Consider the following 24,700-nt stretch of genomic DNA (forward strand, 5'->3'; position numbering starts at 1 on the left):
CACGCACACGCAGGTGCGCACAGGCACACGAGCGTGCGCACGCGCACGCGCGCCCACACTTTCAATGTACCCAGAACGGCCCATGTCGCAAGCCAAGCCCCAAAAGCCCGTGCCCGCCGCCCGCACCGCGCCGGTGGTGCACCCCGCGCCCGCCACGGGCAAGCGCACCCAGGTGCGCGACTCGGGCGTGCATGGCAAGGGCGTGTACGCCGTGCGCCCCCTGAGCGCTGGCGACAAGGTTCTGGAATACAAGGGCGAGATCATCACCTGGCAGGAGGCGCTCGACCGCCACCCGCACGACCCCAGCCAGCCCAACCACACTTTCTACTTCCACCTCGATGACGGCCACGTGATCGACGGCAAGCACCTGGGCAACTCGGCCAAGTGGATCAACCACAGCTGCGAGCCCAACCTGGAAGCCGAACAGGATGGCAACCGCGTGTTCCTGTATGCCCTGCGCGACATCGAGCCCGGCGAAGAGCTGTTCTTTGATTACGGCCTGGTGATCGACGAGCGCATCACGCCCACACTCAAGAAGGAATACGCCTGCTGGTGCGGCACGCCCAGCTGCCGCGGCACCATGCTGGCGCTCAAGCGCCGCAAGAAGGCCTGAGCCTTCCGTGCAGGCGCCAGACCGCACCGGTGCCCTCATGACAGCGTTGACACACGGACCCGCCACCGAAGCCGAAGGCCTGGCCGACCTGAACCAGGCCGCCGAAGCGCTGTGGCTGGCGGTGCAACAGGCCGACCTGCCCGAGGCCTGGCGCCAGGGTTTCAGCGTCGAGGTGCTGGCCGAGGTGGGCTCCACCAACACCTGCGCCATGACCCTGGGCCGCAACGCAGAATCTGGTGCCGCTGCCCCCGCCGTGGTGGTGGCCTGGCAACAGACCGCCGGTCGAGGCCGTGCGGGGCGCAGCTGGCAGGCACAGCCCGGCCACACCCTGACCTGCAGCCTGGGCCTGCCCCTGAACCTCGACGCCGTGCCCGGCGGCGGCAGTGCGCTGTCTCTGGCCGCCGGCCTGGCCGTGGCCGAGGCCCTGCGCACCTTGCCAGGCCACCCCCCGGTGCAGCTGAAATGGCCCAATGACCTGCAGGTGGCCGGCCGCAAGCTGGGCGGCCTGCTCATCGAAGCCCAGGCCCCCGCCCACCTGCCCGCTGGCGAGCGCTGGGTGGTCATCGGGCTGGGCCTGAACCTGGGCCCCACGCCGCACGAGCAGCAAGGCCAGCGCGTGGCCCTGGCCGACCTGGGCTGCACGCTCACCCCGGGCGTGGCCCTGGCCCTGCTGATGCCCGCACTGCTGCAGGCGGTGCACTGGTTCAGCCAGCACGGCTTTGCGCCGCTGCAAGCCCGCTGGCAGGCCCTGCATGCGTTGCAAGGCCGCGAGGTGGCCCTGTGGGCCCGCCTGCCCGACGGCGTGAGCCCTGACGCGCCCCACGCCCCAGCGCCCGACCAGAGCGGCCACCTGGAAGGCGTGAACTCCGACGGCAGCCTGCGCGTGAGGCTGCCCGACGGCACAGTGGCGCAGTGGCAAGTGGGGGATGTGAGCGTCAGACCGCAACCACACTGAGGCTTTGCATGGGGCCCACCTCGGGCGCCCATGCTTCGGCGACGTCGGAGTGCGCCGTATGATCGCCACACCTGCTGTTTCCATGCGCCACACGCCGCTGGCGCCCTGCCCCACACCATGCTTCGCCTGACCACCCTGGTGCTGATCCTGGCCAATGCCGGCTTCTTTGCCTGGCATGCCGGCTGGCTGGGCACAGCCACCGCTGGCCCGGGCGAGACCCAGCGCAACCCCGAGCGCCTGAAGCAGCAGGTGAACCCCGAGCAACTGATCGTGCTGAAGCACAGCGCCCCGTCCGACGCGACAGCATCGGCCAACGCTGCCGCGCCGACCGCCGGCGCATCCACAGCATCTGCCACCTCGACCGCCTCTTCAGCGGCCACGGCGGAACGCAACGGCGCGGCCAGTGCCCCATCCCTCGACGTGGCATCGCCGGGCGACACCAATGGTCAGTGTGTGGAAGCCGGCCCCTTCACCCAGGACGAGCAACGCCAGGCCAACGCCATGCTGAGCCGCATCCTCAAGCCGGGCCAGTGGGGCGTTCAGAGCGTGGCCGTGCCGGGCCTGTGGCTGGTGTACATGGGCCCTTACCCCGACGACGAATCGCTGGAGCGCAAAGAGGCCGAGCTGCGCCGCATCCGCAACCTGCCGTTTGAAGAAGTGCGCTCGCCCGCCACGCTGGCCCGTGGCCTGTCGCTGGGCAAGTTCACCGAAGAACGCCAGGCCAATGCCGCACTCGAAACGCTGCGTCTTCGTGGCATCCGCACAGCGCGGGTCGTCAATGCGCGCCCGGCCATGGAACTGCAGGTGCTGCGGGCTTCAGCGGTTGACCTGACTCAAAAGGCCCAGCTGCAGAAATTGCCCCTGCCGGCAGGCAAAGGCTTCATCGACTGCAACGGCTGAGCCGGGGGGCTGCTCAAACCAGAGCTCTGCGCACACTCGAACGCGCACGCAGGAGTCGCGGCCATGCCTGCCTCACGGCGGCCATCAGAGCCAGCGCCAACACCCAAAGCCCGCCAAAAGCACCGCCACCACCACCACCTGCTGATGCCGTTGCCCCCGTCGTGGCAGGTGTCTGCTGGTTGTTGGCAACCCGGTCCTTGCTGGACATGGCCAAGGCCTGCCTGATGCGCGTTTCCACAAGAGGGTCAGCCTCCAACACTTGAGCAGTGGCCGGGTTGGTGTAGGCACCTTCCTGGCCATCCCGCACCAATCGCGCCCAACGCAAGGCCTCATAGGCATCCAGCATGCCAGCACCACAGGTGCTGGTGGTGCACATGCAGCGACCCGGGTTGTCATTGCTGCACTGGCCGATCAGGGTACTGGTGACATGAGGGCGTGCCGATGCACGCAGACCTCTGAACACGTCGTCAACAGACAGGCTGGGAGCCACGTCCAGCATCATGCCGATGACTCCGGCGACCATGGGTGCCGAGAAACTGGTGCCAGCATAGATTGCGTAGCTGTTGCTGGAAGTACCCAACGACGGGGCACTGTTGGTGTTGTGACTTGTGGTGAAGATGCCATCGTCACCCAGCGCGCTCCCCCATACACCCGCATCCGTGTAGCCCGCACCTGGCCCAGGATCCCCCCCCACAGTGGAAATGGTCACAGCGGCACCGAAATTGGAGTAGGTCGACTTAAGGCCCAGGCGGTTAAGGGCCGCAACCGCCACCACGTTCTGGCAACTGGCAGGTCGGGACACGGCGCCGTGCTCGTTGCCGGCTGAAGCCACGACCACCACCCCGTTGTTCTTCAGGTCATTGACCGCGGTCTGGTAACCCAAACCACAGCTTTCTGAACCACCAAAACTGATGTTCACCACGCGTGCACGCGGATTGGGATTGGACGGAAGGGAAGCATCCAGCGACTGGCTGGGATTGACCTTGGCCACCCAATACATGGCCGAGAGGATGTCATCCAGGTCGGCACCGCACTTGCCCGCCACCCTCACAGCCACAATGCGTGGATTCGCGTGAATGCCCGCCATGCCTGAGCTGTTGTTGGTCCGCGCCCCAAGGATGCCCTCGATGGCCAAACCATGCCAAGAGCTGTCCTGCACGCCACAACCCAGCTGCCTGAAAGCCGCCTGGCTGGCCTCGCTCGGCGAGACGAAATCACCGGGGTCAGATTCGTCAGAGTCTCGACCTCCGCTGTCACCCGCAAACTGCGCATCGGCCACGAAGTCATGCCCAGGCAAAGCGTGAGAAGTGGCTTGGTTGGTGTCTCGGGGGTACAGGTCATCGTGAGCCACCCGCCCGGTGTCCAGCACCGCCACAGGAGTGACTGAAGCCAAAGCCGTGCTGGCGCCGTTGTACTCTGTGGTCCAGGCTCTTGTGAGATTCGGCACCCCGGCGTTCTGGCGCGTCCCACTCCCTGAACTTGCACTGGTCGAAGCACTGGCCCACCACTGACTGTTGTTCAGATATTGCGCGTCGTTGGGGGCGGCCGACACCACCTGGTGCGCCCACATCTTCACGTTGGGCTCCACCCATTCCACCTGACCAGAAGCCATCCAGCGGGCCATGAGGCGCGCCTGCTGCTCAGGCGTCACGTCGGAGGGCAAACGCACCGACACCATGCGGTTGCTGAGGTGGCGCCAGGGCATGTTGCTGGTGTACCCCGCCTGGCGCGCCAAGCTGGCCAACCGGGCGTGCCGGCGGGAGGCCTGGCCCCGGGTGGTCAGCGCCCCTTCCGCCACATCGGTCTTGAGGTGCAGGATGAAGCCGCGCACCGGTTCGGTGCTTGTCTGTGCAGGTGCCGCTTGTGTGGCAGGCACCAGAGTGGCCGCCAAGGCGGCGATGACGGTCAGGCGAACGAACACGTGAACGCTCCACGTTGCGATCGCCTGATTATGGTGCGACGGCGGATGTGTGGCCTCCCCCCAAAGGGCAACAGGCGTCTTGAAGTCACACTTTCCTTCAGTGGTAACAAAAACGGCACCCGAAGGTGCCGTTTTCATGCTACGAAATCAGCCAATCACCTGGCGATCACTTGGCAATGACGCGGGCCATTTCCAGGCACTTGTTCGAGTAACCCCACTCGTTGTCGTACCAGGACACAACCTTCACGAAGGTGCTGTCCAGGGCCAGGCCGGCTTCGGCGTCGAACACCGAGGTGCACACTTCACCGCGGAAGTCGGTGGCCACCACCTTGTCTTCGGTGTAGCCCAGCACGCCCTTCATGGCGCCTTCGGAAGCGGCCTTCATGGCCTTGCAGATGTCGTCGTACGACGCTTCGGTGTTCAGCTCGACGGTCAGGTCCACCACCGACACGTCGGAGGTGGGCACGCGGAAGGCCATGCCGGTCAGCTTCTTGTTCAGCTCAGGGATCACCACGCCCACGGCCTTGGCAGCGCCCGTGCTGGAGGGGATGATGTTTTCCAGGATGCCGCGGCCGCCGCGCCAATCCTTGTTCGACGGGCCGTCCACGGTCTTTTGCGTGGCGGTGGCCGCGTGCACGGTGGTCATCAGGCCGCGCTTGATGCCGAAGGTGTCGTTCAGCACCTTGGCCACAGGGGCCAGGCAGTTGGTGGTGCACGAAGCGTTCGAGATGATGGTCTGACCGGCGTAGGTCTTGTCGTTCACGCCGTACACGAACATCGGGGTGTCGTCCTTCGACGGGGCCGACATGATGACTTTCTTGGCGCCGGCCTTGATGTGGGCTTCGGCGGTTTCCTTGGTCAGGAACAGACCGGTCGATTCGATCACGACGTCGGCGCCGACTTCGTCCCACTTCAGTTCAGCGGGGTTCTTCACGGCGGTCAGGCGGATCTTCTTGCCGTTGACGATCAGGTTGTTGCCGTCGACGGCCACATCACCCTTGAAGCGACCGTGCACGCTGTCGTACTTCAGCATGTAGGCCAGGTAGTCGGGCTCGAGCAGGTCGTTGATGCCGACGATTTCGACGTCGTTGGCAAAGTTCTGAACTGCGGCACGGAACACCATGCGGCCGATGCGGCCGAAGCCGTTGATACCAATCTTGATGGTCATGAGAGAACTCCGAAGAGACTTGGATGGTCGTGAAAAAGAAAATCAGGGGCGACAGCCAAGCTGGCCCTTCTTGACATTGACGAAGTAGCTCAGCTCACCCGGGCACTCCAGGGCTGCGGCCGGTGCCGCCGTGCCCGCCTTGGCCGTGCAGGTGAACGCGCCGGTCTTGGGCTGGACACCAGGCTTGGCCAGCGACCAGCCTGCGGGACAGGGCGAAACCGGCGCGGCAGACTTGCCTGAGGCACCTTGAACGGCAGGCTTGGAGGCCTGAACGTCGAGGTCGGCAGTCTGGTTCTCGCCAGTGCAGCGGGTCAACCCCTTACCCTCGGCCTTCAGGGTGTAACGCCCCGGCTTGTTGTACGTGTGCGTCAGCACCAACGGTGCGTCCTTGGCCTGGTTCACATGGAACTTCTGAACAGCGCCGTCACCGAAGTGCACCTGCAGGGTGCAGTTGTGCACATCGTTGCTGACCTCGAAATGGGTGGTCACCTTCACTTCTTGCCCGGCCTGTGCGGGCGAAGGCGAGGCCTCGACTCGCTGAATCTTCTGGGCCATGGCCACCTGGGCCAGCAACAGCGACACAGCCAACACCGTGGCGCGCGAAACAGTCAATCGCATGAAAACTCCCTCAGACATGCCAGACAGGGGCGGGGCAACGGCCGTTGGATGAGGCCGCCGCCCAACGGGTTTCAACGCTTGGTGCGCAGCACCTTCTTGACCGTGGCGGCCACGTTTTCAGGGGTGAAGCCAAAGTGCTTGAACAGCACGCCGGCGGGGGCCGACTCACCATAGGTGTCGATGCCAACCACGGCGTCCACGCCGTACTTCCACCAGAAGTCGGTCACGCCAGCTTCCACCGCAATGCGGGGCAGCTTGGCGGGCAACACGGCCTTCTTGTATTCCACGGGCTGGCGGTCGAACACGGTGCTGGACGGCATGGACACCACGCGCACCGGAATGCCTTCAGCAGCCAACTGCTGCTGGGCGTTCAGTGCCAGCTGCACTTCCGAGCCAGTGGCCACGATCACGGCCACGGCCTTCTTGCGCAGACCCACTTCAGACGGCTCGGCCAGCACGTAAGCACCCTGGGTGATCACGTCGGCATCGGTCTTGGGGGCGTAGGGCAGGTTCTGGCGCGACAGCAGCAGGGCCGAGGGGCGGTTCTTGTTGGCCAGGGCGATCGACCAGGCCACCGCGGTTTCGGTGGTGTCGGCCGGGCGCCAGACGTCCAGGCCAGGGATCAGGCGCAGACTGGCGGCATGCTCGACCGACTGGTGGGTCGGGCCGTCTTCACCCAGGCCGATGGAGTCGTGCGTGAACACGTGGATCACGCGCTGCTTCATCAGCGCGGCCATGCGGATGGCGTTGCGGCTGTAGTCGCTGAACGTGAGGAAGGTGCCGGCGTAAGGAATGAAACCACCGTGCAGGGTGATGCCGTTCATGATGGCGGCCATGCCGAATTCGCGCACACCGTAGTTGATGTGGCGGCCGGGCTTGCCTTCGGTCAGCACCACGTGGCCGTCGGCGTCCATGCGCAGGGCGGGGGTGCTCTTGGTGTTGGTCAGGTTCGAGCCGGTCAGGTCGGCACTGCCGCCCAGCATTTCGGGCACGGCGGCGGTGAAGAACTCCAGGGCGATCTGGCTGGCCTTGCGGCTGGCCACGGTCTCGGCCTTTTCGTGGGCGGCGGCCACGGCGGCCACGGCGGTTTCCGCGAAGTTGGCGGGCAGCTCACCGGCCATGCGGCGCGTGAACTCGGCGGCCTTCTCGGGGAAGGCGGCCTGGTAGGCGGCAAAGCGCTGGTTCCAGTCGTCGACCAGGCGCTGGCCTTCGGCCTTGGCGTCCCAGTCGGCGTACACCTCGGCAGGGATCACGAAGGGGTCGTGGGCCCAGCCGATGGCGTCACGGGTCAGCTGGATCTCCTCGCCACCCAGGGGCTCGCCATGGGCCTTGGCGGTGTTGGCGCGGTTGGGCGAGCCCTTGCCGATCGAGGTCTTGCACACGATCAGGGTGGGCTTGTCCTTGCTCAGCTTGGCGCGCTCGATGGCACCGTCGACGTCATCGACGTCATGGCCATCGACCAGGTCGATCACGTTCCAGCCGCAGGCTTCGAAGCGCTTGGGCGTGTCGTCGATGAACCAGGGCGCGACCTGACCGTCGATCGAGATGCCGTTGTCGTCGTACAGGGCGATCAGCTTGTTCAGCTTCCAGGCGCCGGCCAGGGCCACAGCCTCGTGGCTGATGCCTTCCATCAGGCAACCGTCGCCCAGGAAGGCGTAGGTGTGGTGGTTGACGATGGTGTGGCCGTCGACGTTGAACTCGGCGGCCAGCAGCTTCTCGGCCAGGGCCATGCCCACGGCGTTGGTGATGCCCTGCCCCAGCGGGCCGGTGGTGGTTTCGACGCCGGGGGTGATGCCCACTTCAGGGTGGCCCGGGGTCTTGCTGTGCATCTGGCGGAAGGCCTTGAGGTCGTCGATCGACAGTTCGTAGCCCGACAGGTGCAGCAGCGCGTAGATCAGCATCGAGGCGTGACCGTTGGACAGCACGAAGCGGTCGCGGTCGGCCCACAGCGGCTGGGCGGGGTGGTGGCGCAGGTGGCGGCCCCACAGTGCGACGGCCATGTCTGCCATGCCCATGGGGGCACCGGGGTGGCCGGAGTTGGCTTGCTGGACAGCGTCCATGGCCAGGGCACGGATCGCGTTGGCCATGGCGGTGACGTTCTTGGTGGTGTCGGACATGGTGGTGTCAGGGGCTGGTTGGCACAAACCCTGCATTTTACCTGCACACCCGGATGGCCGAATGAACCCGGGTGGCGACGGTTTTGCCGCATCATGCAAACCATGACAGAAGCCATCGACTACTTCTCGAAAGGGCACCCGCTCACGCGCCTGCGTTCGCACCACGCCTGGAAGGCGCGCCAGGCCATGCTGGACAAGTTCCTGGACGTGTTCCAGCCCACCGCCCGGACGCGTGTCTTGGACCTGGGCGTGACACCCGACACCACGCTGCCGGAATCGAACCATTTCGAACAAGCCTACCCCTGGCCACAGAGCCTGACGGCCGCCAGCATCGAGGATGTCGCCGGATTGCGCGACCGATTCCCGTCGGTCAACTTCGTGCAGATTCCACCCGGCCCCCTGCCCTTCGCCGACCGATCGTTCGACCTGGTGTTCTGTTCGGCCGTGGTCGAACACGTGGGTTCGCGCACCCAGCAACAAGAGTTCGTGCGTGAATTGTTGAGGGTGGCCAACGGCTATTTCATCACCACGCCCAACCGCTGGTTCCCGCTGGAGTTTCACACCCTGCTGCCACTCATTCACTGGCTGCCGCAAGCCCAGCATCAGCGTCTGCTGCGTGGCCTGGGCAAGACCTTCTGGGCCCAGACCGACAACCTGAACCTGCTGGACGCACACACCCTGGGGTCGCTGGCCGACGGCGCTCCTGGCACCTGGCATCACCATCTGGAGGTCGTGCGTCTGATGGGATGGCCATCGAACCTGATGGCGTGGGGACAACGCCGCTGACGCCCATGACGCGCCTGTTCCGCTTTGCCGTGTCGGGCATCCTGGCCGCCGCATGGTTCGGGCTCGTGCTGCATGTGCTGCTGACCGAGACCCCATGGTCACGGGCCTTGTGTGGCGCCTTGGCTTACGCCTCGGCCATGCCGGTGGGCTACCTGCTGCACCGGCGCTTCACCTTTCGCTCCAACGCGCCCATGGTCGGTGAGATGGGTCGTTTCCTTGGGTCATCTGCAGCAGGCATGGCCCTGGCTTCAGGCATCACGCAGGCGCTGACCGCCTGGCACCTGCCGCCCACATGGACCACGCTGATGGCCTCGGTGTGCACACCCGCACTCACCTACGTGTTGTCGGTGCTTTGGGTGTTCCGTCAGCGCCGAAAGACTTCAGCCACAGCCTCTCGGTAGGTGGCCGTCTGCTGCCACTGTGCGAATGCGCGGCGCGCCAAGCCCAGGTCGAGCCCTTGCGTGCATCGGTCAGGTAACTCAACCTCACCATGACGTCCGAAGGCGCGCACCTTGCCTGACGCCGGCAACAGCACAACCTTCAGGTCGGTCACAAACTGCACGCGGAAAAACCGCTCGGGCTCGTGCAAGGTGACAGCTGGCACGCCCACCTCCAGTTGCGGGCACTGCCGCATCACCTGGGCGAGCACCTGATCCGAGGCTGCCAAAGCCTGCCTGAACACCCGCTGATCGTCTGCAGCCTGCCCCACCAGAGGCTGAACCGGACAGGCCAGCACCTCACCACCACTGCGCGCCTCCTGATGAGCCTCCTGACGCACGACGTGTGGCTGAGACGGGTTGAGCTCGACAGGGGCTTGTACCGGCGGATGCAAGGGCAAACGCTGGCAAGCGGCCTGCCGCGGGACGGTCAACCCGAACGAGCGCAACCGCTCACGCTGGGCTGCAATGACTCGCTCACGGGTCTCCTCCCACCGCGCATCCGTCTGGCTGGGCATCTGACTGAGGGCCATCCAATGACCTTCATGACGATCCAACAGCGCCTGAACACGCGGCCATCCCGGACCACCTTCCCACAAGGGCACCTGCCCCATCAGGTTCACAAAACCGCTGTCCGGGTGCACTTGCCACGACAGGAAAGCGTAGCTCTGGTTTTGCAGCGACAGGAACAGGTATGGCCGGTCGCGCCACTGTGCTGGCACGGCCACTTTGGCGAACGCATCGGTCCAGGGGTGTGGCCCCCAACGCTCGACACCGCCGCCCAGGTGACTGAGGCACTGCACACAGATGAACAGGCCCAACCCGTACACACTCCAACGCTTGCCGCGCCACAAGGTGACCCAGGCCGCCGCCAGCGCGGGCCCCAGCATCAGCCACAAGGGCATGGCATAACGGCCGTTGGCCCCGGTCAAGGCCCAGACCCACCACATCACGAAGCACCAGACCACCACCATGACCGGCGGACGTCGCCATGCGTTGTGCCACCAGTGGCCCGAACGCTGGGCCACGGCCACCCCCACGCCCAGCACCACCGACACCAGGAACATCAGCGGGCGCACATCGGCAGCGAAGGCCTCCGAGTAGGTGTGGGTGTCGGGCAAAGCCATGCGCCAAGCCAGCAACACGGCGTCCCAGGCCGAAGCCGGGGTGAACCGATCGTGTCGGTAGCTCACCTCCACCGCGTCAGGCGAATGGAACCACTGGTTGAACAGGGGGAAGAAAGGGTTGCCATGGTGCTGCCACAAACGCCAGGCCCACAACCCTGCAATGCAGCCCCAACTCGTCAGCGCCGCAGCACCCATGGCCATGGCAGCCCACACCGCGCGGGACCCGGCTCGCACCCAGGCATACAAGGCCCATAACGGCACCCACATCAATGCGGTCAGCTTCAAACCCACAGCCAGGCCGATCCAGCCGCCCAAGATGGCTGCCTCTCGAACTGGCGAGCGATCGGCACGGCCGTCTGCTGCGGCCTGCAACCACCTGAGCATGCCTGCGAGCAAGGGCAATGACACCAAGGCGTCAGCAAAGCTGGTGCCCACTTCGGCCCAGAAGATCGCAGACATGCCTCCCAAGGCCGCGGCCAAGGCCACGATCCAGCCTCGACGCGCCACCCGCACGGGCAGGGCCAGATCCGCAATGCGGTGCAGCAACATCAGGTTGACGCTGTGCAAGGTGGCCAGCACCAGACTGACCGTCAGCGCCGAGGCTTCCATGCGCACCATGGCATACAGCGGCAGGTACATCAGCCCCTGCAGATAGCCCTGCAAGGAAGCCCCCAGGAAATCCTGATCGAGCGACCGGCGAAACTGCAGGTCTGGCGCGTAGAGGTGGTAGTTGATCAGGTCCCAGTTGAGGTCGGCACCCATCCACCAGGCCACCGCCCAGCACCCAAGCACGCTGGCCGCATCGAGTGCCAGGCGCTCACGCCGCCCGAGGCTTTGCATGACCAAACTGCAGGAATGTCAGAAAAAAAGCGCCCACCATGATCTCGACCCCGAGCAGCGCCAAGGTAACCGCTGGGATGGCCCGGCGCATGACCACCGCGGGATCCAGCTGCGCAAAGCCTGCGCCTTGCCAGATCCACCACGAAGACAGCACCATGAAGGCTGAGCCCAGCAGACTGGCCAAAGCCACCAGCAAGGCCAACTCCAGCCGGAACGAGGACAGCGCCCACCGGGTGAACCGACTGGGCGGCAACAAGCCGGTCTGTGTGCCGGCCACCCGGGCCAAGGCCCCAACCATGGCCAGCTGCGAGCCCATGATGACTGCAGCAGCACAGTACAGCAGGGTGTGAATGTCCAGCATGACGTGGACCAGCGGCAAACGCCCCGGAAGGATGAGGGCCATGCCCAGCGAGCCCAGCAGGATCAACGCAAGCCCGGGGTACAGGAACAACCACCGCGGCGAAAACAGCAAGAGGAAACGCAGGTGCCGCCAGCCATCGCGCCAGCTGCGCAAATGCGGTGGGCGGTCCCGCCCATCGGGCTGCAAGGTGGTGGGCACTTCGCTGATGCGCAGGCCACCCAGCGCCGCCTTGACCACCATTTCACTGGCGAACTCCATGCCCGAAGTGCTCAACCCCAGAGCCTTCACGGCATGCCGGTCGAAGCCCCGCAAACCGCAGTGGAAGTCACGCACGGGCACCTTGAAAAAGGTGCGCCCGACCCAGCTGAGCACCGGATTGCCGAGGTAACGGTGCAGCGCGGGCATGGCGCCCGGCGCAATGCCGCCCGCGAAACGATTGCCCATGACCAGCTGTGCGCCGCCCCGAAGGGCCTGCAGGAACGGGTCAAGCCTGGAAAAATCGTAGCTGGCGTCAGAGTCGCCCATGATGACAAAGCGCCCGTGTGCGGCCTCGATGCCGCCGCGCAGGGCCGCCCCGTAGCCCTTTTCGGGCACCGGCACCACCCGAGCGCCCAGCGATTGGGCCAGGGCCTGCGAGCCATCGGTCGAGCCGTTGTCGGCCACGAGCACCTCACCCCGCACACCCGCACGCGCCAGAAAGCTCTGGGCCGCCTGCACGCAGGTGGGCAAGGTCCGAGCCTCGTTGAGGCACGGCATCAGAATTGTCAACTCCACTGACATTGTTTGAGTCTTTCAAGCACGCCGAACAGGCCCCACAGTGTGGCGCAAGCCAAGGTTCGCTCTCCCATGAAAAAGGCCGCCCACAAGGGCGGCCTTTTCAGCTCAGGCAATCAAGGTGATCAGACGCCCGGGCATTCCTTGGGCGAGTACTTGGCGCTGACGGTGGTGGCACAGGTCCAGGCGCCAGGGGTGGCAAGGTCTTGAGAGCGGGACAGGGTGATGGTCTTGCCATTCACCAGCCCGTTGCCCTTGATGGTGCACACGATGGTACCCGCGGCGCCGGCCGTGACCAGGCCCCCGTGGGAGATGTCACAGCGAGAGGTGGAGGTCTGCAAGCCCAGATCGCTGAACGCCACAATGCCGTTGCCTTGGCCAAACATGTCTTCCACGTTGGTCTTGCCGGGCGAGATTTCGCCGTAGGCAGCCGCCACTTGCGACTTGGCAATGTAACCCTGGTAAGCGGGCAGTGCGATCGAAGCCAGAACGCCGATGATGGCGACGACGATCATCAGTTCGATCAGGGTGAAGCCCTTTTGGGCCTGCTTGCGGATGCGGCGGATGTTCATGAGGTACTCCTGATGGGCTGGAAGCCCTGCTGGTGAATGAGTTGGCCGGGGCGGTCATCCCGATGGGGACACTGACCGTCACGCCTCATTCATTGCGAACGGCGTGCCAACCCCCTCGGGTGCGGGATGGATGCCAATTTCTGCACGTTTCCCCTGAAAGCGGGCGTCAACAGGATACAAATGGAGAGGTTTCCGTCACTTCGTGGTCGACAAAACTTGTCACCCCCAGGTGAATCTGACAAATTTTGTCAGCGCGCAGCACCCGGAAGGGCCTCACCAAAGCGCTGCCCCTCCCGCAAGGGCTCGATGCGATGGCGCGAATCGAGCGCCCTGATCTGAGACAGCACCGCGGGCACCTCACCCGGCTTGGGGTGGGTGATGTAGACACTGACAGAGCCGTCGAGCTGCAACAGCTCGCGTGCCAGGCTTTGCGGTGACAGGTGACCACTGATGTCAGCCAGATGGGCCTCGTCGTTGCCGAAGGCGGTTTCGATGACGAGCTCGGCGATCGGCTGGCCTTGCAGGGCCTGCCAGAGCGCCGGGTTGGGGCCGGTGTCGCCTGTGTAAACCCACAGGCCCTGGGGCGTGTGCACGCCAAAGCCCACACCGGGCACGGTGTGCGCGGCTGGCAGCACCGTGACCTGGCGGTCAGGGCACCCACCCCGCGCCTTGAAGTTCAACACGTCGCCCACGTGGATCTCGCGCAGCGTGAGGATCGGGTGGGCCGCGGTGGGCAAACGGGTGAAGTCAGGCCAGATCACCCCGTTGAAGATGTGCTGCTGCAACGCCTTGAGTGTCTCTGGCAGGGCATGGATGCAGATGGGGCGCAGATCGGCCAGGCCCTTGCCGCCCATGCGCAAGCGGATCACGCTGTCGGCCAGCAGCGGCACGCTCAGGATGTGGTCGAGGTGGCTGTGGCTGAGCAGGATGTGGTCGATGCGGGCCAGCTCGTCGAGTCTCAGCTCGCCCACGCCGCTGCCCGCGTCGATCAGGATGTCGTCGTCCAGCAGGAACGAGGTGGTGTGGCAGCGTGCCGCAATCGACCCGTGACACCCCAGGACGCGGATCATGCGTGGACCGCCTGCTTCAGACCTGAACGAACTGCATCTGCGTACCAGCCAGCTCGATCACGTCACCGTTTTTGAGGTGCACGGGCTCAGCCGCGACGGGCTGACCATTGACCGAAGGGCGGGCGCCACCTTCCACATGAGCGAACACGTAGCCGCCAGGCCGTTTGGTGATGGAGGCCACCTGCACACCGGGCTTGCCCACAGTGGTGACCACCTTGGTGAGCTGCACTTCGCGGCCCGCCGCAGCGCCGTTGAGCACCTTGATGGAGGCCGTCAGGCTGGGCGAGAGGCCACCCAGGCCCGTGGCACCGAAACCAGTGGAAGCGGGCTGTCCAGCAGGCGCCATGCTGGGGGCGTGGGCTGGCATGGGTGCTCGCGCAGGCATGGCCGGAATGCCGCCTGCCATCGCCGCCTGCGGCCCCGAGGCTGTGGTGGCCGAGGCCATGCCCGGCGCCACCGCCGGCATGGGGCGTGCAGCCGACGTGGCCGCATTGGCACCCGGCCGGATCACCATGGTCTTTTCGAAATCGGGCGCCTCTTCCAGCAGGTACTTGATCTTGTACTTGCCGATCTCGACCGTGTCGTTGTGCTGCAGCAGTTGTTTCTTGACGGCACGCCCGTTGATGTAGGTGCCGTTGGTGCTGTTGAGGTCTTCAATGAAGACATCGGCGCCAACCATCTGCAGCACGGCGTGTTCACCGCTGACCGCCAGGTTGTCGATCACGATGTCGTTGTAGGGACGCCGACCCAGCGAGGTCTTGTCCTTGGTGATCTGGACCTCCTTGATCACCACTCCGTCCAGCGAGACGACCAGCTTTCCCATGCCTGACCTCTTGGGGTATCGAACTTGTTGTTGACTCAGGTGCCGCTGCCCAGGCGGCGGAAAGGCCACCAGCTTCGGGAAGAGGGCTCGGCCGCGCCTTGTGCACGAACGAGAACCACCGCGATATTATCCCGCCCGCCTGCGCCATTGGCGGCCGAAATGAGGGCCTGTCCCAGGTCAGACAAGCTGCCTCCGAGCCGGAGAATGTCTTCGATCTGCCGGTCATTGAGCATGTCGGACAGGCCGTCAGAGCACATCAGCACCAGGTCATCGGCTTGCAACTCGTGTGCCCGGGTTTCGAGCAGCACGAAATCTTCGACCCCCACGGCACGGGTGACCAGGTTCTTGTTGGCCGATACCGCCGCCTGTTCGGGGGTGAGGATGCCAGCGTCGATCTGCTCCTGCAGCAGCGAGTGATCTTTGGTGATCTGGCTGAGCATCCCGTCACGGAAACGGTAAGCGCGCGAATCACCGATGTGCCCGATCAGGGCCCGGCCCGATCGGAAGACCGACACCACCAGGGTGGTGCCCATGCCGGCAAAGGTGGGGTTCGAGTTGGCCGCCGTGAAGATGGCGCGGTTGGCGTTGTCCACGCAGATGTCCATGGCGCGCTTGACGTCGGCATCGGAGGCCGATCGGGCCGCCTCATTCAGCCAGCGCACCAGTTCGCCCAGGATGAAGTCGCAGGCCATCTGGCTGGCAACCTCCCCGGCGTTGTAGCCACCCATGCCGTCAGCCAGCACGGCCACCCCCGATGCCGGGTCGGTGGCAGTGCAATCCTCGTTGTTGTTGCGGACACGGCCAGTGTCCGTCAGGGCGAAGAACTCGAAGTCCATGACGCGATTGTGACCGAAACGATCAACCCAGGCTCACGTCGACAGGCGAAGACAGCATCGCCAGCACGGCGCGCAGGTCTTCGGCCATCTGGTGACCGTCGGCGTATCGGGTGTTGGGGTGCTTCTGCAAGGCCAGGGCCACCACATCGGCCAGTGCTGGCGGCAACTCAGGGCGGAGGCTGCACACGCTGGGCGGCTCTTCCTGGGCGATGGCGCGCATCAGCATGGCCATGCTGTCGTTGCGGTAGGGCAACTGCCCGGTCAGCAGCTGGAACAGCGCCACGCCGAGCGAGTACAGGTCGGATCGGCCGTCGATGGTCTGGCCTGACAGCTGTTCAGGCGACATGAAGGTGGGGGTGCCCAGCACCACGCCGGTGCGGGTGCGGGCCGCGTCGACCACCCGGGCCACGCCAAAGTCCATGAGCTTGACGGCGCCTTGCTCCAGGTCAACCATGATGTTGGCCGGCTTGATGTCGCGGTGGGTCACGCCGCGGGAATGGGCGTAGGCCAGGGCATCGGCCACGCGGGCCCCGATGGCCAGCACGGTGTCCAGGGGCAAGAGGTTGTCGGGGGTGGTGTACTGAGACAGCTCGGTGCCCGACACCAGCTCCATGGCGATGAAGGCCAGACCCTCGATCTCACCGGCGTCGAGCGTGCAGACGATGTCGGGGTGCTGCAGGCGACCCGCCATCTCGGCCTCGCGCAAGAATCGGGTGCGGGCATCGATCAGGTCGTTGCCGCTGAACTCCTGGGCCAGGGACATGGTCTTGAGCGCCACATGTCGGTTCACGGCCGGGTCGTAACCCAGGTAGACCGCACCCATGGCGCCTCGGCCGATCTCGCGATCGACGATGTACTTGCCCAATTGTTTTTGCGTCACGGTGGGCAGGGGCTGGGCGGGCACCGTGCCCCAGGTGTTCACGGTGGCGTTCTGGGCCAGGCCGCGTGCGCGCATCAGGCGCAGCTTCACGTCACGCCAGTCGGGGTCGAGGTCGGCCATGTGCTCGAACACATCGCGGGCCACGTCGAAGCGCTGGTCGCGCTCGAACACGCTGGCGATACGCTCCAGGGTGTCGAGGCAGGCCGGCAGCTGCTCAGGTTCAGGGATGAAACCCTTCATGCGCTCCCAGGCCTTGTCGGCCGGACCGTCGGCCAGGTCGCGCAAGGCTTTGTCGATGCGGCGCTGGTTGGCCAGCACGGGGTCATCCGGCGGCAGCGACGAAGGCCCGAAATCGCTGTGAAACCCGGAGGGGTAGTCCGAGCGGGCCGGTTCGCTGTGCTGAAAGTGCAGGTAGGACAGCACGGTCTCGGGGCCGTGGTCATCGACCACGCGACGGCGAGCCCGCTTGCGGGCCAGGGCCTCGTCGTCTCGGCTCAAGGTGGAGGGGCCGGCGCCAGCCGAGCGCCCGGGGGCATCTCGCTGGCCCGTGCGCGCATCAGGGCGCGTCAACTGCCACAGCCATCCGGCCACCAGCGCCAGGGCCAGAACTGCCAGCCCCCCGAGAAACCACCAGACCATGCGCCCTCCCCTTGTGTGTTGTCGACCCGATGGTCAGGCCGCCGGTGCCGCCTTGCGGGCCAGTGTCTTGCCCACCGCCAGCACCAGCAGGGCGCCCGCGATGCCGCACACCGTCGACAGGCCATTGACCTGCGGCAGGTGCCCGGTCAGCGCCGGATCGGACACCGCCAGGGTGCCCGCGATCCAGCCCAGCAGCATGCCGCCTGCGGTGATGATCAGCGGGAAGCGGTCCATGAGCTTGAGCACCAGGGTGCTGCCCCACACGATGATGGGAATGGACACCAGCAGGCCGAAGATCACCAGGGGCATTTCGTGGCCTGCATGGCCCGAACCCTGTGCGGCTCCGGCAATGCCGATGACGTTGTCCACGCTCATCACAAAGTCGGCCACGATGATGGTCTTGATGGCGCCGAGCAGGCGGTCACTGCCCTGCACGTTGTGCTCTTCTTCTTCGGGCACCAGCAGCTTGATGCCGATCCAGATGAGCAAAACGGCGCCCACCAGCTTCAGGAAGGGCAGCTTGAGCAGCGACATCGCAAAAAAGATCAGGACCACGCGCAGGCCGATGGCGCCGGCGGTGCCCCACAGGATGCCGCGTCGACGCAGCTCGGGCGGCAGGTTGCGACAGGCCAGGGCGATCACGACAGCATTGTCGCCCCCCAGCAGGATGTCGATCATCACGATCTGGCCGACTGCCAGCCAGAACTCGGGTGTCAGGAAAGATTCCATGGTCAGAACAAAAAAGGCAGCCCCTCAGTGTAGGGGCTGCCGGGTGAATGAAACGCCCTGCGTTCACAGGGCGCTGCACCGTTTCAGGGGGCGATCAGAGCAGGCCTTTGAGCAGACGGCCCATTTCCGAAGGGTTGCGGGTGATGGTGAAACCGCACTCTTCCATGATCGCGAGCTTGGCGTCGGCCGTGTCGGCACCACCGGAGATCAGGGCGCCGGCGTGGCCCATGCGCTTGCCCGGAGGGGCCGTGACACCCGCGATGAAGCCGACGATGGGCTTCTTCATGTGGGCCTTGCACCATTGGGCGGCTTCGGCTTCGTCGGGGCCACCGATTTCACCGATCATGATCACGGCGTCGGTGTCCGGGTCGTCGTTGAAGGCCTTCATCACGTCGATGTGCTTGAGGCCATTGATGGGGTCGCCACCAATGCCCACGGCGCTGGACTGGCCCAGGCCGAGCTCGGTCAGCTGTGCCACGGCTTCATAGGTCAGGGTGCCCGAGCGGGACACCACGCCGATGCGGCCCTTGCGGTGGATGTGGCCGGGCATGATGCCGATCTTGATCTCGTCCGGGGTGATCAGACCGGGGCAGTTGGGGCCCAGCAGCAGGGTCTTCTTGCCACCTGCGGCTTCCTTGGCCTTCATCTTGTTGCGCACCATCAGCATGTCGCGCACGGGGATGCCTTCGGTGATGGCGATGACCAGGTCCAGATCGGCCTCGACGGCTTCCCAGATGGCGTCAGCGGCACCCGCGGGCGGCACGTAGATCACCGACACGGTGGCGCCGGTTTGCGTGGCGGCTTCCTTGACCGAGGCGTAGATGGGAATGTCCGAAAACTTCTCGCCCGCCTTCTTGGGGTTCACGCCGGCCACGAAGGCGTTCTTGCCATTGGCGTAGGCCTGACAGCCCAGGGTGTGGAACTGACCGGTCTTGCCCGTGATGCCTTGGGTGATGACCTTGGTGTCCTTGTTGATGAGAATGCTCATGATGTCTTTTTCCTGGGCTGTTACTTGACGGCGGCGACGATCTTGGTGGCCGCTTCGGCCATCGTGTCGACGCTGATGATGGGCAGACCGGAGTCCGCCAGCATCTTCTTGCCCAGGTCCTCGTTGGTGCCCTTCATGCGCACCACCAGAGGGACATTGAGGTTCACCGCCTTGCAGGCCGTGATGACGCCATCAGCGATGGTGTCGCACTTCATGATGCCGCCGAAAATGTTGACCAGGATGCCCTTGACCTTGGGGCTCTTGAGCATGATCTTGAAGGCTTCGGTGACCTTCTCGGCCGTGGCGCCACCGCCGACGTCCAGGAAGTTGGCCGGCTCACCACCGAACAGCTTGATGGTGTCCATGGTGGCCATGGCCAGACCGGCGCCGTTGACCAGGCAGCCGATGTTGCCGTCGAGCTGGATGTAGGCCAGGTCGAACTTCGAGGCTTCGATTTCAGCTGGGTCTTCTTCGTCCAGGTCGCGCAGGGCCACGATGTCGGGGTGGCGGAACAGGGCGTTGCTGTCGAAGTTGAACTTGGCGTCCAGGGCAATCACGTTGCCCTTGGAATCGCGGTTCAGGGGGTTGATCTCGACCAGGGAGGCGTCGGTCTCCATGTAGCACTGGTAGAGCTTCTGGAGGATGTCGACGGTTTGCGCGGTGGAGTCGGCGGGCATGCCGATGCCGTCAGCGACTTCCTTGGCTTGCGCATCGGTCAGGCCGGCGATCGGGTCAACGAAGACCTTGATGATCTTCTCGGGCGTGCTGTGCGCCACTTCCTCGATGTCCATGCCGCCTTCGCTCGACGCGATGATGGCCACTTTCTGGGTGCCGCGGTCGGTCACCACGGACACGTAGTATTCCTTCTGGATGTCGGCGCCGTCTTCAATGTACAGACGGTTGACCTTCTGGCCTTCGGGGCCGGTCTGGTGGGTCTTGAGCTGCATGCCCAGGATCTGGGAGGCCAGCGTCTTGACGTCGGCCAGGCTCTTGGCGACCTTGACGCCACCACCCTTGCCACGGCCACCGGCGTGGATCTGGGCCTTCACCACCCAGACCGGACCGCCCAGCTTTTCAGCGGCAGCAACAGCTTCTTCAACGGTGAACGCCGGGATACCTCTTGGGACCGGCACACCAAATCGGCTCAGGATCTCTTTGCCTTGGTACTCATGAATCTTCATGGAATGACTCGCGGGGTAATGTTGAGTTCTTGTCGAACAGGACAAAGCCTCCCAGCCGATCGGGCTTGGGAGGCGTGCCTCACGGGAACGGTGATTCCTGCGGTGCAGCAATCAGCATAGCACCGGGGCATTGGTTTGGGGGATGACCGGAGCGTGACAGAGGGGCATGTCCGCGCACATTGCGGGGTTTTCCCTGGGTTTGTCGGGGCTTGTCGGGGCTTGAGCGCCATTTGACGCGCTTGCGGCACCACGAGTGGACAGGGTATGCCCTTTCAGGCTCCTGAGGCCTCATCGTCGGCCAGCTCCTGCGCGCGGCGAAACACCTGGCGGATGGTGTCCCCGGAAAAGCCACGGCCAGCCAGGTGGCGTATTTGGCGCGCCTTTTCCTCAGGCGTGTCGGGCAGCTGGCCGTAGCGGCGTTGCCAGAGTGCCAGCGCCCGATCGACCTCGGTGGCCTGCAACTGCGCGGTGAGGTCACGCGTGAGCTGCTCGGGCAGGCGGTGCTGGGCCAGCTCGACCTTGACGCGTGCCAGGCCATAGCGACTGGCCTTGCGGTGCACCACCGATTCGGCAAAGCGCTGCTCTGACAGAAAGCCGCGCTGCTCGAGCTCGTCGAGCACCTGCGCCACCTGCTCGGGTGATTCAGCGTGGGGGGCCAGCTTGCGCGTGAGTTCGATGCGCGAATGCTCGCGCATCGACAGGTACTTCAAGGCCCGGCCTTTGAGCGACAGGCCCGGACGCATCACTCGGCGGCTTCGTCGGGCGAGATGGTGGGCAGCAGCGCGATGTCGAGCGATTCGCGGATCTTGTTTTCGATCTCGCGGGCCAGCTCGGGGTTCTCGCGCAGGAACTCGCGGCAGTTGTCCTTGCCCTGGCCGATCTTCTCGCCGTTGTAGGCGTACCAGGCGCCCGACTTGTCGACCACCTTGGCCGTGACGCCCAGGTCGATGATTTCGCCTTCGCGCGAAATGCCCTCGCCGTACAGGATGTCGAACTCGGCGGTCTTGAAGGGGGGCGAGACCTTGTTCTTGACCACCTTGACCTTGGTCTCGTTGCCGATGATGTCTTCGCCCTTCTTGATCGAGCCCACGCGGCGGATGTCCAGACGCACCGAGGCGTAGAACTTCAGTGCGTTGCCACCGGTGGTGGTTTCGGGGCTGCCAAACATCACGCCGATCTTCATGCGGATCTGGTTGATGAAGATGACCATGCAGTTGGTCTTCTTGATCGTGGCCGTGAGCTTGCGCAGGGCCTGGCTCATCAGGCGGGCTTGCAGGCCCGGCAGGGCGTCGCCCATTTCGCCTTCGAGTTCGGCCTTGGGTGTGAGCGCGGCCACCGAGTCGATGATGATGAGGTCCACCGAGCCCGAACGCACCAGGGCATCGACGATTTCCAGGGCCTGCTCGCCGGTGTCGGGCTGCGAGATCAGCAGGTCGTGCAGGTTCACGCCCAGCTTCTGGGCGTATTGCGTGTCGAGGGCGTGTTCGGCGTCGATGAAGGCGCACACACCGCCCTGCTTCTGCATTTCGGCCACCACCTGCAGCGTGAGCGTGGTCTTGCCCGACGATTCAGGGCCGTAGATTTCGACCACACGGCCGCGGGGCAGACCGCCCACGCCCAGGGCGATGTCCAGGCCCAGCGAGCCGGTGGAGACCACCTGGATGTCTTCGGCGACCTCACCCTCGCCCAGGCGCATGATGGAGCCTTTGCCGAACTGCTTTTCGATCTGGGCCAGGGCGGCCTGCAGGGCTTTGGCCTTTTCGGTGCTGAGGGCGGACTTGGCGGCGGTCGATTCCATGAAGGGGCTCCGGGAAAGGGTGGCACGGCGTGCCGATGAATTGGCGCCATTATGGCAAAGACTGGATCTTTGTACAGTGGTTCGCTCAAAAAACACAGGGCCCTCTGAAGCGGGTTGCCAGGCAGCGGGCAACAGACACCGCAGGTAAGGCACGCGGGCATGGCGCACAAATTGCTGCACTGCAGCAATTTCACCTACACTGAGCCATGCCCCGACAAGCCACCACCGCCTCCAGCCCCGCTCACCTCCAGGCCGACACGGCCGGCCCCCGCCCCCGGGTGAACCTGGCGCTGCAAGGCGGCGGCTCGCACGGGGCTTTCACCTGGGGCGTGCTGGACCGGCTGCTCGATGACGATGGCGTGGACATCGGCGCCCTGTCGGGCACCAGTGCTGGTGCGCTCAATGGCGCGGTGCTGCTGAGCGGGCATGCGCTGAGCCTGCGCAAGGCCCCGGGCGACATGGCCAAGGCCCGGCGCAATGCGCAGCGCGCCCTGGCCAGTTTCTGGAAGGACGTGAGCCGCCACGGGCCATTGTTCTCGCCCATGACGCTGGACCTGAGCGATGGCCGCCTGAAACCGCAGTTCAACTTCGACCAGCTGCCCGTGTACCAGTGGATGACGCTGTTCACGCGGGCCTTCAGCCCCTACGAGTTCAACCCGCTGAACTTGAACCCCTTGCGCGACGTGGTGCGCCGCCACGTGGTGGTCGATGCCCTGCACGAGGTGTGCTGCCGCGATGGCATCCAGCTGTTCGTGACGGCCACCTCGGCCCGCACCGGCCAGCCCCGCGTGTTCACCGGCGCCGAGCTGTCGATCGACGCCCTGATGGCTTCGGCCTGCCTGCCCTTCATCTTCCAGGCCGTGAACATCGATGGCGAAGACTACTGGGACGGCGGCTACACCGGCAACCCGGCCCTGTTCCCGCTGATCTACGACACCGACGACGAAGACATCGTGCTGGTCAAGATCAACCCGCTCAGCCGCAGCGAGACGCCCACGCGCAGCATGGAGATCATCGAGCGCCTGAGCGAGATCACCTTCAACACCAGCCTGATCGGCGAGATGCGGGCCATCGCCTTCGTCAAGCGCCTGCTGAAGGAAGACCGCCTGCCTTCGGGCCGCTACAAGGACCTGCGCCTGCACATGGTGGCCGACGACGACGGGCTGGCGCCCTTCAATGCGTCGAGCAAGACCAACACCGACGCCAACTTCCTGAAAGCGCTGCACAAGCTGGGCCATGCCGCCGCCTCACGCTGGCTGGCAGCCCACCGTGCCGACCTGGGGCAGCGCAGCACACTCGACATCGAAGGCACCTTCCTGAACCCGCCGAAAGACGTGGCGGCCTGAGACGCTCAGGTGGCCGTGAGCAAGGCGCGGTAACCGGCGTCGCCCTGGGCCAGGCTGTAGCGGGCCACCACGTCGGCCCGGGCCTGGGCGCGCAGGGGCTGCAGGGCCTTCGAGGTTTCGAGCGCCTCGACCACGCGGTCGGCCATGGCCCCCACGTCGAAGAAATCGACCAGCAGGCCGTTCTCGCCATGGCGGATCACTTCCTGCACCGGCGCCGTGCGCGAGCCGATCACCAGGCAGCCACTGGACATGGCCTCCAGCATGGACCACGAGAGCACGAAGGGGTAGGTCAGGTACACATGCGCGCTGGAGACCTGCAGCACACGGCGATACGCGTCATAAGGCAACTTGCCCAGGAAGTGCGTGCGGGCCGGGTCGACCTGAACCTCCTTGAGCAGGTGCTCGCGCCAGTTCGCCGAGCCCTTGGGCTTGCTGCCATAGCTGACGTCGTCGCCGCCCACGATGAGGGTGTGGCAGTGGGGATGCTGCTTCTGGATGCGCGGCAGGGCCCGCATGAAGCTGTGAAAGCCCCGGTAAGGCTCGAGGTTGCGCGCCACGTAGGTGATGACCGGATCGCCCGCCTTGAGCACGGTGCCATCGGGCAGGGTGAAGCGGGCCTGGGCATCAGGCTGCAGCAGGTCGGTGTCGACGCCCTCGTGGATGAGGTGGATGCGCGACTGGTAGGCCTGCGGGTGCCGGCTTTTCTGCCACACGGTGGGGCTGACGCCGGCGTCGGCGTGTTCGAGGTTGAGCAGGTGCAGGGCGTTCCAGGTGCGCAGGCGGGCCAGGCCGTCGAATTCGGTCGGGAACTCGGGGTCGAAGTTGATGTCGCTGGCGTCGGTCCCGTCGCCTTTTCCGTAGTACCACTCGCAGAAATGCAGGATGCGCGCCCTGGGGAAGATGTCTCGCGCATACAGCGTCTCGCCCCAGCCCGGGTGCGCGAAGATCACATCGGGCACCCAGCCCTGGTTCTTGAGTTGCTGCATGCCCCGCGCAGCGGCCTGGCCATGCAGCACGGCGTGCTCCATCTGCTTGAGGTAGTGGTGCTGCTGGGCGCCCACGTCACGGTGCAGCTTGTACTTGAACCAGCGCACACCTGGCATGCCGGGCGCCGTGTCGCGCCCCAGGCCGATCACGTCCCAGCCGGGCACCTGGGCCCATAAGGGGGCCACGCGGCGGAACTGCCCGGGGAAGTTCTGATGGATGAGCAGGATCTTCACG

The 24,700-nt window shown here is 65.3% G+C and carries 23 protein-coding genes; 6 read left to right on the forward strand and 17 right to left on the reverse strand.

All coding sequences use genetic code 11. The features are described from left to right. The first annotated feature begins 82 nt into the window (after positions 1-82). From EYS42_RS08320 to EYS42_RS08330, 3 genes are all read left to right on the forward strand, one after another. Positions 83-613, forward strand: coding sequence for an SET domain-containing protein (locus tag EYS42_RS08320; RefSeq protein WP_130967697.1), 531 nt, complete (start codon positions 83-85; stop codon positions 611-613). 37 nt (positions 614-650) lie between these two features. Continuing rightward, positions 651-1,568 carry a biotin--[acetyl-CoA-carboxylase] ligase gene (locus tag EYS42_RS08325; protein ID WP_130967698.1) on the forward strand — a complete coding sequence of 306 codons (918 nt, stop codon included), beginning with the start codon at positions 651-653 and terminating at the stop codon, positions 1,566-1,568. A 117-nt stretch (positions 1,569-1,685) separates the two neighbouring features. Next, complete coding sequence (locus EYS42_RS08330; protein WP_130967699.1) at positions 1,686-2,468, forward strand: hypothetical protein; 783 nt, start codon at positions 1,686-1,688, stop codon at positions 2,466-2,468. A 13-nt stretch (positions 2,469-2,481) separates the two neighbouring features. Here the strand turns inward: EYS42_RS08330 and EYS42_RS08335 are convergent, their stop codons facing one another. The 4 genes from EYS42_RS08335 to tkt form a co-directional block, all read right to left on the reverse strand. After that, positions 2,482-4,020 (reverse strand): S8 family serine peptidase, encoded by a 1,539-nt coding sequence (locus EYS42_RS08335; RefSeq protein ID WP_165456679.1) that lies wholly within the window; start codon positions 4,018-4,020, stop codon positions 2,482-2,484. 535 nt (positions 4,021-4,555) lie between these two features. Next, positions 4,556-5,557, reverse strand: a complete 1,002-nt coding sequence (gene gap / locus EYS42_RS08340; RefSeq protein ID WP_130967701.1) for a type I glyceraldehyde-3-phosphate dehydrogenase — start codon at positions 5,555-5,557, stop codon at positions 4,556-4,558. 42 nt (positions 5,558-5,599) lie between these two features. Then, entirely contained in the window at positions 5,600-6,175 is a 576-nt protein-coding gene (locus tag EYS42_RS08345) for a PKD domain-containing protein (protein ID WP_130967702.1), read from the reverse strand. Between the two features lie 71 nt (positions 6,176-6,246). Then, on the reverse strand, positions 6,247-8,292 hold the full coding sequence (tkt, locus tag EYS42_RS08350) for a transketolase (protein ID WP_130967703.1): 2,046 nt from the start codon (positions 8,290-8,292) through the stop codon (positions 6,247-6,249). A gap of 93 nt (positions 8,293-8,385) precedes the next feature. Between tkt and EYS42_RS08355 the strand changes: the two genes are divergently transcribed. Both EYS42_RS08355 and EYS42_RS08360 read left to right on the forward strand, forming a co-directional pair. Beyond that, the gene (locus tag EYS42_RS08355; protein ID WP_130967704.1) at positions 8,386-9,078 is read left to right on the forward strand and encodes a methyltransferase domain-containing protein; all 693 of its coding nucleotides are present in this window, start codon (positions 8,386-8,388) and stop codon (positions 9,076-9,078) included. Between the two features lie 5 nt (positions 9,079-9,083). Next, positions 9,084-9,479 (forward strand): GtrA family protein, encoded by a 396-nt coding sequence (locus EYS42_RS08360; RefSeq protein WP_165456680.1) that lies wholly within the window; start codon positions 9,084-9,086, stop codon positions 9,477-9,479. Here the strand turns inward: EYS42_RS08360 and EYS42_RS08365 are convergent. The 12 genes from EYS42_RS08365 to recA all read right to left on the reverse strand — a co-directional run bounded on the left by EYS42_RS08365 (position 9,443) and on the right by recA (position 22,133). Then, on the reverse strand, positions 9,443-11,482 hold the full coding sequence (locus tag EYS42_RS08365; RefSeq protein WP_130967706.1) for a hypothetical protein: 2,040 nt from the start codon (positions 11,480-11,482) through the stop codon (positions 9,443-9,445). The genes EYS42_RS08360 and EYS42_RS08365 overlap by 37 nt on opposite strands. After that, entirely contained in the window at positions 11,460-12,599 is a 1,140-nt protein-coding gene (locus tag EYS42_RS08370) for a glycosyltransferase family 2 protein (protein WP_245503566.1), read from the reverse strand. The genes EYS42_RS08365 and EYS42_RS08370 overlap by 23 nt, the downstream gene beginning before the upstream one ends. Positions 12,600-12,742: 143 nt before the next feature. Then, a complete protein-coding gene (locus tag EYS42_RS08375; protein ID WP_130967708.1) occupies positions 12,743-13,189 on the reverse strand; it encodes a pilin in 447 nt (148 codons plus the stop codon). Positions 13,190-13,437: 248 nt separating this feature from the next. After that, entirely contained in the window at positions 13,438-14,259 is an 822-nt protein-coding gene (locus EYS42_RS08380) for an MBL fold metallo-hydrolase (RefSeq protein ID WP_130967709.1), read from the reverse strand. 16 nt (positions 14,260-14,275) lie between these two features. After that, positions 14,276-15,082, reverse strand: a complete 807-nt coding sequence (locus EYS42_RS08385; protein WP_130967710.1) for an FHA domain-containing protein — start codon at positions 15,080-15,082, stop codon at positions 14,276-14,278. A gap of 35 nt (positions 15,083-15,117) precedes the next feature. Beyond that, entirely contained in the window at positions 15,118-15,918 is an 801-nt protein-coding gene (locus EYS42_RS08390) for a Stp1/IreP family PP2C-type Ser/Thr phosphatase (protein WP_130967711.1), read from the reverse strand. 22 nt (positions 15,919-15,940) lie between these two features. Beyond that, positions 15,941-17,437 carry a serine/threonine-protein kinase gene (locus EYS42_RS08395; protein ID WP_245503567.1) on the reverse strand — a complete coding sequence of 499 codons (1,497 nt, stop codon included), beginning with the start codon at positions 17,435-17,437 and terminating at the stop codon, positions 15,941-15,943. 33 nt (positions 17,438-17,470) lie between these two features. Then, positions 17,471-18,166 (reverse strand): TerC family protein, encoded by a 696-nt coding sequence (locus EYS42_RS08400; protein WP_130967712.1) that lies wholly within the window; start codon positions 18,164-18,166, stop codon positions 17,471-17,473. 94 nt (positions 18,167-18,260) lie between these two features. Next, positions 18,261-19,154, reverse strand: a complete 894-nt coding sequence (sucD, locus tag EYS42_RS08405) for a succinate--CoA ligase subunit alpha (protein WP_130967713.1) — start codon at positions 19,152-19,154, stop codon at positions 18,261-18,263. Between the two features lie 20 nt (positions 19,155-19,174). Further along, the gene (gene sucC, locus EYS42_RS08410; RefSeq protein WP_130967714.1) at positions 19,175-20,335 is read right to left on the reverse strand and encodes an ADP-forming succinate--CoA ligase subunit beta; all 1,161 of its coding nucleotides are present in this window, start codon (positions 20,333-20,335) and stop codon (positions 19,175-19,177) included. 272 nt (positions 20,336-20,607) lie between these two features. Next, the gene (gene recX, locus EYS42_RS08415) at positions 20,608-21,078 is read right to left on the reverse strand and encodes a recombination regulator RecX (RefSeq protein WP_130967715.1); all 471 of its coding nucleotides are present in this window, start codon (positions 21,076-21,078) and stop codon (positions 20,608-20,610) included. Continuing rightward, entirely contained in the window at positions 21,078-22,133 is a 1,056-nt protein-coding gene (recA, locus tag EYS42_RS08420) for a recombinase RecA (protein WP_130967716.1), read from the reverse strand. Before recA ends, recX begins: the two co-directional genes overlap by 1 nt. 206 nt (positions 22,134-22,339) lie before the next feature. On the opposite strand from recA, the gene EYS42_RS08425 reads away from it, so the two are divergent. Further along, positions 22,340-23,479 (forward strand): patatin-like phospholipase family protein, encoded by a 1,140-nt coding sequence (locus EYS42_RS08425; protein WP_130967717.1) that lies wholly within the window; start codon positions 22,340-22,342, stop codon positions 23,477-23,479. Between the two features lie 5 nt (positions 23,480-23,484). Here EYS42_RS08425 and EYS42_RS08430 read toward each other — a convergent pair whose 3' ends face one another. Then, positions 23,485-24,699, reverse strand: a complete 1,215-nt coding sequence (locus EYS42_RS08430; RefSeq protein WP_130967718.1) for a glycosyltransferase family 4 protein — start codon at positions 24,697-24,699, stop codon at positions 23,485-23,487. Position 24,700 lies beyond the last annotated feature (1 nt).

It is taken from the genome of Aquabacterium lacunae, assembly GCF_004310865.1.
GTDB lineage: Bacteria > Pseudomonadota > Gammaproteobacteria > Burkholderiales > Burkholderiaceae_C > Aquabacterium > Aquabacterium lacunae.